This window comes from Pseudomonas sp. 1176_21 (assembly GCF_052850635.1).
On record NZ_VXCV01000011.1, the window covers coordinates 115584 to 130723 of the forward strand.

12 protein-coding genes are annotated in these 15140 nt (G+C 61.6%); 7 read left to right on the forward strand and 5 right to left on the reverse strand.

The genetic code is table 11. The features are described from left to right. Positions 1–137: 137 nt before the first annotated feature. From FW760_RS21895 to FW760_RS21905, 3 genes are all read left to right on the forward strand, one after another. The gene (locus tag FW760_RS21895) at positions 138–2231 is read left to right on the forward strand and encodes a PQQ-dependent dehydrogenase, methanol/ethanol family (RefSeq protein ID WP_446443951.1); all 2094 of its coding nucleotides are present in this window, start codon (positions 138–140) and stop codon (positions 2229–2231) included. A gap of 88 nt (positions 2232–2319) precedes the next feature. Continuing rightward, on the forward strand, positions 2320–3186 hold the full coding sequence (locus FW760_RS21900) for a transporter (RefSeq protein ID WP_043862995.1): 867 nt from the start codon (positions 2320–2322) through the stop codon (positions 3184–3186). A gap of 128 nt (positions 3187–3314) precedes the next feature. After that, positions 3315–3704 (forward strand): hypothetical protein, encoded by a 390-nt coding sequence (locus tag FW760_RS21905; RefSeq protein ID WP_147303882.1) that lies wholly within the window; start codon positions 3315–3317, stop codon positions 3702–3704. Positions 3705–4020: 316 nt separating this feature from the next. On the opposite strand, the gene FW760_RS21910 is transcribed toward FW760_RS21905, so the two are convergent. The 4 genes from FW760_RS21910 to FW760_RS21925 form a co-directional block, all read right to left on the reverse strand. Then, positions 4021–4329 carry a DUF3077 domain-containing protein gene (locus FW760_RS21910; protein ID WP_213605773.1) on the reverse strand — a complete coding sequence of 103 codons (309 nt, stop codon included), beginning with the start codon at positions 4327–4329 and terminating at the stop codon, positions 4021–4023. Positions 4330–4878: 549 nt separating this feature from the next. Then, positions 4879–5511, reverse strand: coding sequence for a hypothetical protein (locus FW760_RS21915; RefSeq protein ID WP_446443952.1), 633 nt, complete (start codon positions 5509–5511; stop codon positions 4879–4881). Between the two features lie 250 nt (positions 5512–5761). Then, positions 5762–6337: an ATP-binding protein gene (locus FW760_RS21920; RefSeq protein ID WP_446443964.1), complete on the reverse strand. Its 576-nt coding sequence runs from the start codon at positions 6335–6337 to the stop codon at positions 5762–5764. 117 nt (positions 6338–6454) lie between these two features. Further along, a complete protein-coding gene (locus FW760_RS21925) occupies positions 6455–8629 on the reverse strand; it encodes a TonB-dependent siderophore receptor (protein WP_446443953.1) in 2175 nt (724 codons plus the stop codon). A gap of 175 nt (positions 8630–8804) precedes the next feature. Between FW760_RS21925 and FW760_RS21930 the strand changes: the two genes are divergently transcribed. Together FW760_RS21930 and FW760_RS21935 are read left to right on the forward strand one after the other, a co-directional pair. Beyond that, the gene (locus FW760_RS21930; protein WP_078480184.1) at positions 8805–10259 is read left to right on the forward strand and encodes a DUF1254 domain-containing protein; all 1455 of its coding nucleotides are present in this window, start codon (positions 8805–8807) and stop codon (positions 10257–10259) included. 33 nt (positions 10260–10292) lie between these two features. Beyond that, entirely contained in the window at positions 10293–11786 is a 1494-nt protein-coding gene (locus tag FW760_RS21935) for a DUF1254 domain-containing protein (RefSeq protein WP_043862979.1), read from the forward strand. 56 nt (positions 11787–11842) lie between these two features. Here FW760_RS21935 and FW760_RS21940 read toward each other — a convergent pair whose 3' ends face one another. Further along, positions 11843–12406 (reverse strand): recombinase family protein, encoded by a 564-nt coding sequence (locus FW760_RS21940; protein WP_043862978.1) that lies wholly within the window; start codon positions 12404–12406, stop codon positions 11843–11845. Positions 12407–12703: 297 nt separating this feature from the next. Between FW760_RS21940 and FW760_RS21945 the strand changes: the two genes are divergently transcribed. Further along, positions 12704–13771 carry a fatty acid desaturase gene (locus tag FW760_RS21945; RefSeq protein ID WP_446443954.1) on the forward strand — a complete coding sequence of 356 codons (1068 nt, stop codon included), beginning with the start codon at positions 12704–12706 and terminating at the stop codon, positions 13769–13771. A gap of 187 nt (positions 13772–13958) precedes the next feature. Beyond that, positions 13959–15104: a serine hydrolase domain-containing protein gene (locus FW760_RS21950; RefSeq protein ID WP_446443955.1), complete on the forward strand. Its 1146-nt coding sequence runs from the start codon at positions 13959–13961 to the stop codon at positions 15102–15104. The last annotated feature ends 36 nt before the right edge of the window (positions 15105–15140 follow it).

Below are 15140 nucleotides of genomic sequence, written 5' to 3' on the forward strand. Positions count from 1 at the left end.
CAGCCTCCGCAATATGGCACGCACACAAAAATACCTGGCACACACGCAAGCGCTTTACCCCCTCCGACTTTGCTCTAATCCCGTCATGGCCTGCCACGCCACTCATTGATCCACCCAGAACGGGATAACAATAAAAAATGAAACGCTTGATGCCGCTTGCCGTGCTCTACGTGTCAACGCTCGCCCACGCCGGCACGCCCGGCAACATCGACGCCAACCGACTGCTCAACGCCAACCAGGACGCCGCCAACTGGCTCGCCCACGGGCGTACCTACGACGAACAACGCTTCAGCCCGCTGACCCGCATCAACGACCAGAACGTCGCCGGGCTTGGCCTGGCCTGGACGCAGAAGCTCGACATCGATCGCGGTACCGAAGCCACCCCCATCGTGGTCGACGGCGTGATGTACACCACCGGTGCCTTCAGCATCGTGTATGCCTTCGACGCCGCCAGCGGCAAGCCGCTGTGGAAGTACGACCCCAAGATCCCCATGGAAAAACTCAGCCAGGGCTGTTGCGACGTGGTCAACCGCGGTGTGGCCGTGTGGCAGGGCAAGGTCTACGTGGGCAGCTTCGATGGGCGCCTGATCGCCCTCGATGCGGCCACCGGCAAGGAGGTGTGGAGCGTCGACACCGTTCTGGACCCCAACAAGAGCTACACCATCACCGGCGCCCCGCGCATCGTCAAAGGCAAGGTGCTGATCGGCAACGGCGGCGCCGAGTTCGGCGTGCGCGGCTATATCACCGCCTACGATGCCGATACCGGCAAGCAGGCCTGGCGCTTCTTCACCGTGCCCGGCGACCCGGCGCTGCCACCGGAAAACGAGGCCATGGCCAAGGCCATGAAAACCTGGAAGGGCAATGGCTGGGTCAAGTGGGGCGGTGGCGGCACCGTATGGGACTCGATGTCCTACGACCCCGAGCTGGACCTGCTGTACGTGGGCACCGGCAACGGCTCGCCGTGGAACTACCAGTTCCGCAGCCAGGGCGAGGGCGACAACCTGTACCTGTCGTCGATCGTCGCGCTGCGCCCGGAAACCGGCGAATACGTGTGGCACTTCCAGGTGACGCCCGGCGATCGCTGGGACTTCACCGCCACCCAGCAGATCGTGTTGGCCGACATCCAGATCGACGGCAAGACCCGCAAGGTGCTGATGCAGGCACCCAAGAACGGTTTCTTCTACGTGATCGACCGCACCAACGGCGAGTTCATCTCGGGCAACAACTTCGTGCAGGTGAACTGGGCCAGCGGCCTGGACCCCAAGACCGGGCGCCCCATCCTCACCGACCAGGCCGACTACGCCAAGGCGCCGAAGGTGATACAGCCAAGCTTCCTCGGCGGCCACAGCTGGCACCCGATGTCGTACAACCCCAACACCGGCTATGTGTACATCCCGGCCCAGGACACCGTGGCCGAACTCAAGGCCGCCGACAAGCCGCTGTTCCTGCCGACCAAGTCGGTGGTCAACTTCGGCCTGGACGTGCCCGACCTGCCGGAAGACCCGAAAGTGTTCAACCAGATCCGCAGCGCCTGGCGCGGCCACCTGATTGCCTGGGACCCGGTCAAACAGCAGGCCGCCTGGGCCCACGACTATGTCGAGTCCGGCAACGGCGGCACCCTCAGCACCGCCGGCAACCTGGTGTTCCAGGGCACCTCGGACGGCCGCGTCATGGCCTTCAGCGCCGACAAGGGCAAGCAGCTGTGGGAGCACCGCGCCAACTCCGGCGTGCTCGGCGGGCCGGTCACCTATGAGGTCAAGGGCGAGCAGTACGTGGCGTTCATGGCCGGCTGGGGCGGCATCATGCCGCTGATCGCAGGCGGCCTGACCGACAAGGGCAAGGTGCAACCCGAATCCCGCGTGCTGGTGTTCAAGCTTGGCGCCAAGGGCGAACTGCCGCCGCCGCGCAAGGCCCCGGTGCTGCCACCGCAGGTGCCCGCGCTGACCGCTTCGGCGGATGAAATCGCCCAGGGCCGCACCCTGTTCAACGGCATGTGCGGCGCCTGCCACGGCCTCAACGCCGCCAGCGGCGGGGTGATCCCCGACCTGCGCTACCTGAGCCCGGACAAGCACCAGGCCTTCGTCGGCATCGTCAGCGGTGCGTTCATGAGCAAGGGCATGCCGAGCTTTGCCGGGGTGCTGGACATGCCGCAGATGCAACTGATCCAGCAATACATCATCAAGCGCAGCCTTGACCTGCGCGCCGCCGCCGACGCCACTGCGGCGCAGTAAGCCACCCCTCGACCCCGCTCGCCAGGCGTGCGAGTGGGGCAGCCTCAACCCGTTCCAATAACAATTAACCGGTAGACAGGTGACTTCCATGAAAGCGCTTTTGCACAAAGGCGGCGCATTGCCGTGCTCGCTGTTCCTTGCCCTGTGCGCCAGCCCCGCGCTGGCCGATGTACGCCCCGACTCCGGCGACTATGCCGCGCTGCCACCGGGCACCGACCTGGCCTTGCTGTACCAGCAGAACCCGCGCATCGACCGCTCGTACATGGGCGGCAAGCGCGCCGCCGACAACCTCGACCTGGACCTGACCGTGGGCGTGCTGCGTCTGGTGCACTTCACCGAGTTCTTCAACACCGGCCTGATCTGGGACCCGCAGATCATCATCCCCTACGGCCATCAGGAAATCGGCGCCACCGGCCAGAAGAACAGCGGCCTGGGCGACATCACCTTCGGCGCCACGGTGTGGAGCCTGGCCGACATGGAGCGCAACCGCCACCTGGGCTGGTCGCTGTTCGTCACCGCGCCCACCGGCGCCGACAAGAACCAGGGCTTTGCCCTGAGCGGCAACCGCTGGGCGGCGGACTTCCAGGTGGGCTATGTGCACGGCTTCAACGAGCGCTGGACGTGGGACGTGATCGCCGAGACCGAGTTCTACCAGGAGCAGCGCGACACCGGTGCGCACCGTGACCCGCTGATCCAGCTGCACAACCACCTGCGCTACAACTTCACCCCGGCCACCTCGGTGGCGCTGTCGTACCGGCACAACTGGGGCTCGCGCGAGACGCTGGACGGGCAGACCCTGGAAACCAGCCACAACAACGGCACGGTCGGCCTGTCGGCGACCACCATGCTGGGCAAGCAGTGGCAGGTAATGGGGCAGTACTGGCGGGATGTGGACGTGCGCTCGGGGCCCATGACCGACCATTCGCTGCAGTTCAGGTTGGCGTATATCTACTGAGGCGAGCCTGACGCACACCGGGTGAGGGGCACCCGGTGTGGTCACACGCCATGGCCGGGCTTAGACTGCGTGGCTTGGGCCTGTCAGTCGCCACGCGCCGGGCCGGACACTTGAACTGTGACGTGAACATGAAGCTCAAACTGTGCCTGCTGCTGCTTGTCTGCCCACCGCTGTTGGCCCAGGAGTTCGCCTGCCAACTGGGTGGCAAGATCGTTCCCGTTGCCGAGTATCGGCAGCCGACCCCTGTCTTCACCCGGCTGAAAAATGACGGGCATCCGATGACGGCCTTCGGCTTTTCAATTGCGCACAGTCAGGTGCTGGGGGCCGACAAAGCCACGCGTGACTATTGCCAGTCGCTGATCGCAACAACGCGCACCGTGCTGTTGTCAGGTCAGTACCCGGCTGATCACTTTCACCCGGGCCAGACCCTGTCGCTCAAGCATGTGCATCGCGACCGCCATGTCTGGCCTTACTGGCCAGACTATTACTGGCTCGCAGATAGCCCCCGGGGCCGCTGACCGATTCTTCGCTGCCGTGTCGCCTGGCGTGATGGAGTTATTGGCCGACGTGGTCGCAGCCAGGGTCGTTCGAGGTTGGGTCGAGTGCGCCTGCGGTACGTCTCAGGCAGCGTTCAGTCGGGCGTTCAAGCGTGTTACGGGTAACACGCCTGGGTTGAGTCGCAGGTTGAGGCAGTCGGCTGCCATCTGAAACTGAGTGGGATGAGCGGGTGGGCCATCTTGGGCGGCCTTGGCACTATTTGAGACAAGGCCGAACGCGGTCGCTCGCACCTCTTTGATTTCGATAGGCCGCGTCTGCGGCCCGTGTGTTGCGTCATCAACTACTGACCGCTTTGGCCTCCATGCCATCAAGCACCGACTCGATCAATGCATTGCTCAATTCCAGCGAATGTTGCGAGGCCATCAGCAGGCTTTTGAACTGCTCATCGGCTCGTTCGCAGGCTTGTGCTGTGGTGTCCCTTGCACACTGGATCATGATCGACAGGTAGACCAGCGCATCTTCGAGCTTGATGTCTTCGCGCACGGAAAACAGGGGAGGGTGATCGCCGTGGCAACAGCCGAAGGAGGTGTAGGCGGGTTTGCGCGGGGTGTTGGGGAGTGGGGGATCAGGGACGATTTTTGTCATTGTGCAGCTCCTTGATTGGTGGAGCCGACCAGCATCGTGACCAAACGATGGGTGGCGGCTGTACGCAGGTTGGTCAACCGGGAATCAAGGAACCCGGCGCGCACGAATGCGCCCCACGCACAGCCGCCATAACACGAAACAGCAGACACAAAAAAGCGCCACTGATTCGGATGCGGCGCTTTGTGCGCCTTGATTTATCTCAGGTGACCAAACCTGGACGCTGGATTTACAGCGACTGAGCAAGGTTAACGGGGTTGGGGTGGGGATTCAAGTTTCTGGGAGAGGGAAGGAGGAGGCGTTACCGTCCGAGTGCTGATGCATTCATTTTGACGATGTGGCTTGCTTTTGAATTCAAAGGTTTGAGGCGCGCAGAGTGGCCTGCGCTTGAGGCTGACCAATACGTTGCAGTCTGTTGCGGCAGCTAGAGATTCTGGCCGTATGCGGTCTTGGGTGAAAGACCGCTAACAACCCACAGCAGCCATTCACGAAGGCCGCAATCGGCCAATGCCGCAGCAGTGGGCGCCGCAGCATGAGTGCGAAGACCTTTAATTACTCGACCTTTTTACCTGGCAATGGGGCCGTATGAATTTCGTCAAACATAGCGGTTGCCACTGAAGCAGCATAAACAATGTATTTCACATCACTTTCTTTGCTCTTGACTTCATAGATTTCACAAAGAAGACTTTTGTTGTTCTTGGGCAACACTGCAGGCGACCAGGATGAAGGGCTCTTGAAGTTATGCTCAGGGCCTTTGTACATTAAGGATTTTATGCCAACAACGGTGCGCTTGTATTTTTGTCTATCAGGTCTTTTGGAATTTTCATAGTCGCCTATAAATGATCCTAAAGAACCGGAGACAACATCTATGCACTCCTTGTCTAGCGCGGTCTCATAATCAGCAGCCGCGTAGGTTCCAACGCTGCCATGGTTGGAATAGAATTTTTGACGGGGCGTCAATTTCTCTTCTGGCTGCTTGGGTTTATATTCATCACCCTCGAAATGGTATTCGATGTACCCTCGCGAAATATCCACCCTGTTGTATGTTTTTCTCTTTTCTATCACGTCTTCAAAAGTGTACCAGCGATGCTCAATTAGTGTGTGCTCGACGTCTAGCCCGCTCGCCATCACTTTTAAAGAAAGCACGGAGCCGAACAGGATATATGCAATGTTGATACTTTTCATGAGCTCGCCCAGGGCATGGTTTTTTAAAGTTTACTTGATTCTAGCCAGTGCACGATAGAGTTGTAAATTTATCTAATAGCAAAATCAACACACTGGATCATGATCGACAGGTAGACCAGCGCATCTTCGATGCTTGATGTCTTGGCGCACGCAAAACCGGGGAGTGTGATTGCCGTGGCAACACACGGGGCAGCGCCTGTCGCTGGAGCATACCCCCCGGACAAGCCGTATGGCCTTACTGGCCGAACGCCTACCGGGTACCCGCCAGGCCTCGATGGCCAGTGGTGTGCGGGCCTTGCGCCACGGCGCGCAGGGTGTGCGCCAGCATGTCTTCAGCGCTGCGCTCACCGTCGACTCGCAGGACGGGCGCTATCTGCCTTGAAAGCCACGCCTCGTGCCGCACACGGCTTCGGCTGGAAAACGCCGGGTCGTCATACTGGGAAGCCCATTCGCGAAAGGCCAGGTGAATGGCATGCATGTCGCCACCGGGCGCGATGCGATTGCCAAAGCGCTGCTGTTCTCGTGCTGCCAGTCGTTCCAGGCGAACAGGTGTCGGCGTGATCACGAACACGATCAGGTCGACATGCGCGATCAGCGCATCACCCCAGCCATCGAACGAGCCGGTCAGTACCCAGCCCTGATCACCGAGTGCCTGTTCGATCAGGCAGACGCGTTCGGCGGGTGGTCGCTTGGTAGTGAAGGGCGGGTTGGTGGGCAGCCAGTAGAAGTCATCGACATCGACATGCCGCAGGTTCAGCGAGCAGGCCAGGTTGTGACCCAGGGTGGTCACGCCGGCACAGGAGGCGCCGGTTATGTAGATACGCATTGTTCTGTTCATGCGCCATCCTACCCCGGCGGTCTGTCAGGGCGAAGCGCTCCGGCGCGTCAGCCCGGGTGGCGTTGGTGCGGGTCACAACACGGCGCATCCCTGCGCCACTTCACATCAGAAACTGTACTTGGCCGTGAGCATCATGTTGCGCGGTGTGCCGTAGGTGTCGCCGCCGTAGCTGGTCGAGTTGGAGATGGACGAGTAGTACTTGCGGTCGAACACGTTGTTGGCGTTCAGCTGCAGGTCCAGGTTGCGGGTCAGCCGGTAGCCGGCCATCAGGTCGGTGACGGCGTAGCCACCCTGTTCCAGGCGATAGCTGCCACCGTTGGCCAACGCCACGTCGTTGTACAGGCGGCTCTGCCACGACACGTTGCCGCCCACGCGCAGTTTCTCCAGCGGGCCCTGGAAGCGGTAGGTGGTGGTCAGCTTGAACAGGTGCTCGGGCGTGTCGGTGTCAAAGCGCTGGTTGACGTTCTGCGGGTTGGCGGCGTCCTTGAGGGTATGCACGCGGGCATAGGTGTAGCCACCGCCCACCTGCCAGTTCTCGGTCAGCGCACCCTGCAGCTCGAAGTCGATGCCCTGGCTGCGGATCTCGCCCGAGGCCTCGTAGCATTCGGTCTGCGGGCAGTTCGGCACGAACACCTGCACCGCGCGGTTTTCCTGGTCGATGCGAAACAGCGCCAGGCTGGCGTTGAGCGCACCCTCGAAGTACTCGCCCTTGATGCCCACCTCGTAGTTCTTGCCCACGATCGGCTTGACCGGGGTGCCGGAGGTGCCCTTGCTGCTCTGCGGGGTGAAGATGTCGCTGTAGCTGACGTAGACCGAGTGATGCTCGTCCAGGTCGTAGATCAGCCCGGCATAGCGGGTGACGTTGCGGGTGACCTTGTAGTCGCCGTCGCCATCGCGGTTGTCGTAGTCATACCAGTCCAGGCGCCCGCCCAGGATCAGCTTGAGCGGGTCGGCCAGGCTCAGGCGGGTGGTCAGGTACACGCCGTCCTGGGTGGTCACTTCGCGGCTGTTGCCGGTGTGGGTGAAGTTCGGCTTGCCGGCATCGATCGGCCAGTTGGGGTCGTAGGGGGCATAGTTGTGGGTGGTCATGTCGTAGATGCGCTTGCTGGCACCCACCACCAGTTCATGGGTGCGCCCCAGCGCCTCGAAGGGCCCGCTGACAAAGGCATCCACGCCGGCCTGGTTTTCATCGTGGGCCGACTGGTACACGGTGCGTGCCAGCGTGTTGTTGACCCAGCGCGACTGGTACGAGCCGGAGAACAGCGCGTTCTGTTCGGAATAGTTGGCGTTGACCTGCAGCTTCCAGTCGTTGGCCAGGCGCTGGCGTACCTCGGCAAAGACGGTGTTGATCTCCTGGTCCTTGTTCTCCCAGGGGGTACCCGGGTTGTACGAGCGCGGCAGGTTCAGGTGATGGCCGTCCAGGCCGATCATCGAGGCGCCCCAGAAGTAGTTGGTCTTGTCCTTCTGGTTGGAGAAGCCGAGGGTCAGGGTGGTGTCGTCGCTCAGGTCCGCCTCGGTGATGGCGTAGAACAGGCCGTGGGTCTCGTCCACGCCATCGACGAAGCTGTTGCTGTCGCGGTAGGACGTCACCACCCGACCGCGCAGGGTGCCGCTGTCGTTGAGCGGGCTGGAGGCATCGACCTCGCCGCGGTAGTCGTCCCAGCTGCCGGCCGCACCGGTGAGGGTGACCTTCTGTTCGGCCAGCGGGCGCTTGCGCACCAGGTTGATGGCTGCCGAAGGGTTACCCGCACCGGTCACCAGCCCGGTGGCGCCGCGCACCACCTCCACCCGGTCGAACATCGCCAGGTTCGGCTGGGCGCCCACGGTCCAGCCCTGGTAGCCACTGGGGATGCCGTCGTACATCAGGTTGTCGATGTCGAAACCGCGCGCCGAGTACGTCTGCCGGCCAGGGCCGCTGGAGAAGTCGAGGAACAGCCCCGGGGTGGCCTTGACCACGTCGTTGATGCTGGTCATGGCCTGGTCGTCCATGCGCTGGCGGGTAATCACGGTAACGGCCTGGGGCGTTTCGCGCAGGGTCAGCGGCAACTTGGTCGCCGTCGACATGGCGCCGGTGGTGTATGACTGGGTGCCTTCGGTGGTACTGCCCAGTTGAGTGTTGAGGATTTCGGTGGCGCCCAGCTCCAGGGTCGCAGCCTTGGCTGGCTGCGGTGTCGCAGAGCTGTCATCGGCCAGGGCGGGGGTCAGGGTGGCCATGCAGATGGCCATGGCCAACAGATTGCGGGGCAGGCCGGAGCAATGCGGCGGGGTAGGGCGCGACATGAAGGATTCCAGTGGTAGTGATAAATATAATACATATGAGAATCGTTACCAAATGATGTGTCAAGGTGTGTCGCAATAAATAGCGGCGTTCTGGCCGATGCCGCGTCCTCTGCTAGGTTTCTAACCATCACCTTTTGTCACCCCACCCCCAGGCATACAGGCAAGGAAGCACCCGATGAACAAGACACCCCTGTTTTTCAGTGGATTGCTCGCTACCGCGGTACTGTTCGGTAGCGCAGCGGCCCAGGCACATACCCAGCCGGTAGTGCAGGTTTCCGGGCCCGAAGCGGATGTGAAGGTCACGGAAACCTACGTGCGGATGATGGCCAGGGAGGCGTACTTCTGGGGTTGGCCCATGGCCAACATCTTCAACCGCCGGCAGAAGTTCAAGGACCTGCCCGAGGCGGGGTTGATGGGCGGCATCGTGCCTGTGGCGCCGATCAACCACCTGTCGATGCTCACCGACTACATCTCGCCCGGGGAACGGCTCGTGGCCTGCCCCAACCAGGATGTGGTGTATGGCGCAGGCAGCATCGCCCTGGACATCGAACCCGTGGTGATCCAGGTACCGGACTTCGGCGACCGTTTCTGGGTGTACCAGATGGTGGACCTGCGCTCCGACAGCTTTGCCGAGCTGGGCAAGATGTACGGCACCAAGCCCGGCTTCTACCTGCTGGTGGGCCCGGACTGGAACGGCAAGGTGCCGCAGGGCATCACCCAGGTGTTCCGCGCCAGCACCAACACCGGGTTCGTGATTCCACGGGTGTTCCAGGACGATACCGACGACGATCGCAAGGCCATCCAGCACTATCTGTCGGGCATCGACATGTACCCCTTGTCCAAGTACGACGGCAAGCCCAAGCAGCGTGACTGGAGCCAGTCGCCGAAATTCCCGGCCGAGGCGGCGGGTGAAGAGGAAACCCGCTGGGTGTTCCCGGAAACCTTCTTCGACGAGCTGCCGGCGATTCTCAAGGATGCCAGGCCGCTGCCCGGCGAAGAGGCGCGCTATGCGCAACTGACGGTGCTGGCGCAGATAGCCCAGCGCGATCCCGAGCTGAAGAAAGCCATGATCGACGAGGCGCAGAAGGCTGACAGCGAGGTGGTCAAGCCGTTGCTGCAATTTCGCAACTACGGCCAGCAGTTGCCCCACCACTGGAGCACCATCAGCAACGGCGCGGCGTTCGGCACTGATTATTTCCTGCGCACCGCGGTGGCCCGTTCGAACATCTTCGTCAACAAGCAGATCGAGACCAAGTACTTCTACCAGGACCTGGATGCCTCCGGCACCCGGCTCAACGGTGGCCAGCGCTACAGCGTGACCTTCCCCAAGGGCGCGCTGCCGCCGGTCAAGGGGTTCTGGTCGTTGACGCTGTACAACCAGCAGCACTTCTTCGCCGAAAACCCCTTGGGGCGCTACTCCCTGGGTACCAAGAACACGTCGCTCAAGACCAACCCCGATGGCTCGCTGACGCTCTACGTACAAAGCGATTCGCCCGGCGCGGACAAGGAGAGCAACTGGCTGCCCGCGCCCAAGGGGGCCGACTTCTCGCTCTACGTGCGGGCCTATTGGCCACAGGCGGCGGCGATGAACGGCCAGTGGACGCCGCCGGCAGTGGTCAAGGTCAACTGAACGGATTACCCCATCGCGCCACGAGGACACCTCATGAACCGTTTGAGCAGCACCGTGACGGCCCTGGCCGTAGCCATTTCCCTGAGCAGCGTGGCCAATGCCGCCACCCGGTACGAAGAACTGGCCAACCAGCCCTTCGAAAAGGGCTTCCCGACCGAAGCAACCGCACGCAGCCTCATCGACGAGCTGGTGTTCCAGCGCGCCGTGCAGTCGTACCTGTGGGCGTTGCCGGCGATCAACATCTGGTCGATGAAGGAGGCCTCCGAGAAGCACTTCGGCGCCGGCTACAACATCCTGCCCACCTGGAAGAAACGCATCAACGCCAAGACACTGGTGACCACGCCCAACTCCGACCTGGTCTACGCCATGAGCTACCTGGACCTGGCCAAGTACGGCCCGCTGGTGGTCGAAGCCCCGCCTGGGGTGCAGGGCATGTTCGACGACTTCTTCCAGCGCCCCATCGTCGGCCCGACCATCGACGGCAAGACCTGGCGCGGCGACGTGGGTCTGGCCGGCCCTGACAAGGGCAAGGGTGGCACCTACGTGCTGTTGCCGCCGGGCTACAATGGCCCGGAGCCGACCGAGGGTTACGTCTATCGCTCGCGCACCAACAACGTGTTCCTGTTCTGGCGCACCTTCTTCAAGGACCCCAACGACCTCAGCGTGCCGGTGGCCGAGGTCGAGCGCACCAGGATCTATCCGCTGGGCAAGAAGGACTCGGCACTGGCGATGCAGTTTCCCGATGCCACCGGCGCACCGATCAACATGCTGTTCCCCGAGGACGGTCGCTACTTCGACATGCTGTCGCGCTTCATCGACGCCGAAGCGGTGGACCCGGCCGACATGGACATGCGCGGGTTCCTGCACACCCTGGGCATCGAGAAGGGCAAGCCCTTCGCCCCGGATGCCGAACGGCGCAAGTTGCTCGATGAAGCGGCGCGCACCGCGTTCAAGATGAGCAAGGTGGTCACCAGCCACCTGCTGCCCAAAGAGCCTGGCGGCCTGTACTACAAGGATCGCCAGTTCGTGAACACCTTTGCCGGGGAGAACACCGAGTTCCAGGCCAGTGGCACCTTCACCAACCTGGAGCAGCGCGTGGCGTTCTTCACCTCGGCCTATTCGGACAGCCCGGGCATGGTGATGAACCTGGTCGGCGCCGGTGCCAAATACCCGGCCACCACCCGCGATGCCGAGGGCAAGTTCCTCGACGGTGCCCACACCTACAAGCTCAACCTGCCGGCGAACGTGCCGGCGGCCTTGTTCTGGTCGGTTACCGCCTACGACAACCTCACGGCATCGGGCCTGGACAACGGCCAGCCGTTCCCGTCGCTCAACCAGATGGACAAGCCGACGCCCAACAGCGACGGCTCCACCGACATCTACTTCGGCCCCACCTCGCCGGGCGAGGGCAAGAACTGGATCAAGACCCTGCCAGACAAGGGCTTTCTGGTGATTGTGCGGTTGTATGGGCCCAAACAGGCGTTCTTCGACCAGAGCTGGAAGCCGAGCGACCTGGTCAAGCAGTGAGGGTAGTCCAGGCGGCCTGGAACAACTAGTACCCAGGGCTCTTCTTCTGAAGAGCCCTAGGTCGATTTCAAATACCGATACAACGTCTGGCGACTGATATCGAAATCACGCGCCAGCCGGGATTTACTTTCTCCCGCGCGGGCGCGCTCAATTAAACTTACAACCTGATTGTCGGACAGTTTCTTCTTTCGGCCTCGGTAGGAACCCCGATTTCTTGCAGTTGCAATACCGGCGGCCTGTTTTTCGCGCAGTGCCGCGCGCTCGAACTCTGCAAGCAACTCCATGGCCGCGACGATGGGGCCCGCAACTTCACGGCCGTCATCTCGGAATGTCAGGTTTTCATCCACAAACTTGAGCGTGACCTGTTTTTCGATCAAGCGGCGAATGAAGTTGCACAACTGCTCGGTATTGGCCGAGAGCGAGGCCATGCTGTCCACGATCACGGTATCCCCGCACTGCAGGTAACGCAGCAGCTTTTCAAAGCCTGCGCGGTGGGTGGCCGTGTCTGCAGGGGCATCGTAAAACACCGCGTCGAAGGCATCGGGGCTGGCTGGGCTGGGTACGCTGGCGTCTGGTTTCGGTGAGGCGAGCCGGCAATATCTGATGCGATGCAATCTCATGATGCATCCTTGGCAATACTTGTACGGCGTCGTTTTATAACTGTACAACCTGTAACTAAATTAAAAATCCTTACACGTAACTGTCACGCTGAACCCACCCAAAATACACAGTTGCAAAGACTTTTACTTGCCTTATCATTTTGAAGCTTGAAAGGATCTTAACAAGCTTCACGCAAACAGTCGATTTGCGTTTATATAATGCGCGCATGCATTCACCTACCCGTTGTATAGCCCGAACAATTGACGCGGCCGGTTTGTCCTGGCGGGGGATTGTCCGACACAAACAGAGGATGAGGTATGAAAGTCTTGGAGGCAGCAATGGAACTTGAACGCCCCACTACCGATCAGCAAAAGATTGATCATGTTACCCGGCGTATTACCGAACATGGTAATTACCTGCGCCAGCGCTATCCGATCCTGCAACATCAGAATGCGCTGGGCGCAGGTGTCATGGCGGTGTCGCTGATCGGCATGGTGGTGAGTGGGGGGCCCTACCTGCAGGGGTCCATTCCTGCCTGGGGCTGCATTCTGATCAACGCGCTGCTGACCTCGTTCATTCATGAAATAGAACACGATCTGATTCATCGTCTTTATTTCAGAAAACAGCCGCTGGCGCACAATGCCATGATGTTTTTATGCTGGTTGGCTCGGCCGGGAATGCCCAGCCCCTGGTTAAGGCGAAGTTTGCACTTTCATCACCATAAAGAGTCAGGCACCGAGACGGATGTGGAAGCCTGGATCACCACCAGTGGCAGCCCCTGGGGTGTACTGCGGTTGTTGAAACTGGTGGACGGGTTCATCTTCGGTTTTCTCAATGCGGTATTTGCCCCAGGCTGGCGGGAGAAAGTCCGCTTGCTGGTCAAGATCGTCCGGCTCAATACACCCTTTGGGCTGTTGTACTGGGGTTGCTGGTATGTGTTTCTCGGCTACCACCTGTATGCCTGGCTTGGCGCGGTCAGCGGGCACGAGGTGCATAGTTCCGCGACCACCCTGGCGGTAATGGATGTGGTCAACAGTGTGGTCGTGATTCTGGTCGCGCCCAACCTGATCCGGCAGTTCTGCCTGTTTTTCATCAGTTCGAACATGCACTATTACGGTGATGTGGCACCGCGCAATGCGCTGCAGCAAACTCAGGTAATGAACGCCTGGTGGCTATGGCCGTTTCAATTGTTCTGCTTCAACTTCGGCAGCACCCACAGTATTCACCACTTCGTTGTCAGGGACCCGTTCTACCTGCGCCAGATGACCGCGCCTTATGCGCATCAAGTCATGGCCGAGGCCGGTGTTCGGTTCAATGACTTCGGCACCTATAAACGCGCGAATCGTTATTCCCTGGCACACACGCACACGCGCTCGCGTGGATGAACGTTCCATCAACCTGTGTGTTTGAGGGGGCGCCCCAGGGGGCGCAGTCGATAGTCAGGTTCACGAGCCAACAGTAATGCGTTCGGGTCTGTCAGGCGCCGAGACAATCATTGTCGCCTGGCAGGTCTGCTACGCAGCAACGTCGCTCGGTTACAGGGCAACATTTCAACGACGAGGAAGACGAGGCATGAAAGCGCAAGGGATATGTGCCCAGCCCTTCGAGGCGGTCCGGCAGGCCTTCGAAGCGATGTTCGATGATCCGCAGGAGCGGGGTGCCGGGCTCTGTGTGCAGGTGGACGGGGAGCGGGTCGTCGACCTGTGGGCCGGTGTGGCGGACCAGGAGGGCGGCAGGCCCTGGACGCACGACACGCTGGCCAACACCTTCTGTGTTGTAAAACCCTATGTGGCAGTGGCCATCCTGATGCTGGTCGAGGCGGGCCGGCTGGAACTGAATGCGCCGGTGGCCCGCTACTGGCCCGAGTTCGCCCGCAACGGCAAGGCCAGGGTCAGTGTGCGTCAGGTGATGAACCACACCGCCGGCCTGCCGGCGCTGCGGGGCCCCGACCATAACCCGATGATGTATGACTGGGAGCACATGGTGCGGGTGCTGGAAGACGAGCCGCTGTGGTGGGAACCGGGCACCGACCTGGGCTACGGCACCACCACCTTTGGCTGGATTCTGGGCGAGCTGATTCGTCGGGTGGACGGGCGCGACCCCTGCGCCTTCATCCATGAACAGATGCTGGACCCCCACGGCCTGGACGTGCACCTTGGCGTGGACGAGACGCAGTTTCACCGTATCGCTCGTTTCGACAGTGCCTCCGGGCGCGTTGGCGACCCCTACTCGCAAGCGCTGCGCACGGTGGTGAAGAGCGAGCCCTCGCATATCGCCACATTCGCCTTCACCAACCCCGGCATGGTGCCCCGGCGCACCAGTGACCCGCGCTGGTGGGCCTATCGGCAACCGGGGGTGTGTGGCCATGCCACCGCTCACGGCCTGGCCGGTTTCTACAGTGCGCTGCTGGCGGGCCACTTCATCGGCCCTGAACTGCTCGACGAATTCACCCGAGAGCACAGTCATGGCATGGATCGGGTATGGATGCGGCCGATGCGCTACGGGCTGGGCTGCATGCTGGAGCAGCAGGTCGACCCGGCGGCTACCCACGCCATGGGCCCGGACACCTTCGGCCATATCGGGCTGGGCGGCCCGATCAGCTTTGCCGACCCCGAGCGGCGCGTGAGTTTCGGTTTCGTCACCACGACCTCGGGCGGCCACAGCATGATCGATCCGCGCCCCGGCCGGCTGTCAGCCCTTGTCTATGCGGCGCTTTGAGCAAGGTGCCAGCGCGCAGCGGCGGCTGGGCGCGGG

Excerpts from the sequence above, each read along its gene's own strand:
- FW760_RS21895 (WP_446443951.1), top strand. The coding sequence starts at position 138 with ATGAAACGCTTGATGCCGCTTGCCGTGCTCTACGTGTCAACGCTCGCC.
- FW760_RS21900 (WP_043862995.1), top strand. The coding sequence starts at position 2,320 with ATGAAAGCGCTTTTGCACAAAGGCGGCGCATTGCCGTGCTCGCTGTTC.
- FW760_RS21905 (WP_147303882.1), top strand. The coding sequence starts at position 3,315 with ATGAAGCTCAAACTGTGCCTGCTGCTGCTTGTCTGCCCACCGCTGTTG.
- FW760_RS21910 (WP_213605773.1), bottom strand. The coding sequence starts at position 4,329 with ATGACAAAAATCGTCCCTGATCCCCCACTCCCCAACACCCCGCGCAAA.
- FW760_RS21915 (WP_446443952.1), bottom strand. The coding sequence starts at position 5,511 with ATGAAAAGTATCAACATTGCATATATCCTGTTCGGCTCCGTGCTTTCT.
- FW760_RS21920 (WP_446443964.1), bottom strand. The coding sequence starts at position 6,337 with ATGCGTATCTACATAACCGGCGCCTCCTGTGCCGGCGTGACCACCCTG.
- FW760_RS21925 (WP_446443953.1), bottom strand. The coding sequence starts at position 8,629 with ATGTCGCGCCCTACCCCGCCGCATTGCTCCGGCCTGCCCCGCAATCTG.
- FW760_RS21930 (WP_078480184.1), top strand. The coding sequence starts at position 8,805 with ATGAACAAGACACCCCTGTTTTTCAGTGGATTGCTCGCTACCGCGGTA.
- FW760_RS21935 (WP_043862979.1), top strand. The coding sequence starts at position 10,293 with ATGAACCGTTTGAGCAGCACCGTGACGGCCCTGGCCGTAGCCATTTCC.
- FW760_RS21940 (WP_043862978.1), bottom strand. The coding sequence starts at position 12,406 with ATGAGATTGCATCGCATCAGATATTGCCGGCTCGCCTCACCGAAACCA.
- FW760_RS21945 (WP_446443954.1), top strand. The coding sequence starts at position 12,704 with ATGAAAGTCTTGGAGGCAGCAATGGAACTTGAACGCCCCACTACCGAT.
- FW760_RS21950 (WP_446443955.1), top strand. The coding sequence starts at position 13,959 with ATGAAAGCGCAAGGGATATGTGCCCAGCCCTTCGAGGCGGTCCGGCAG.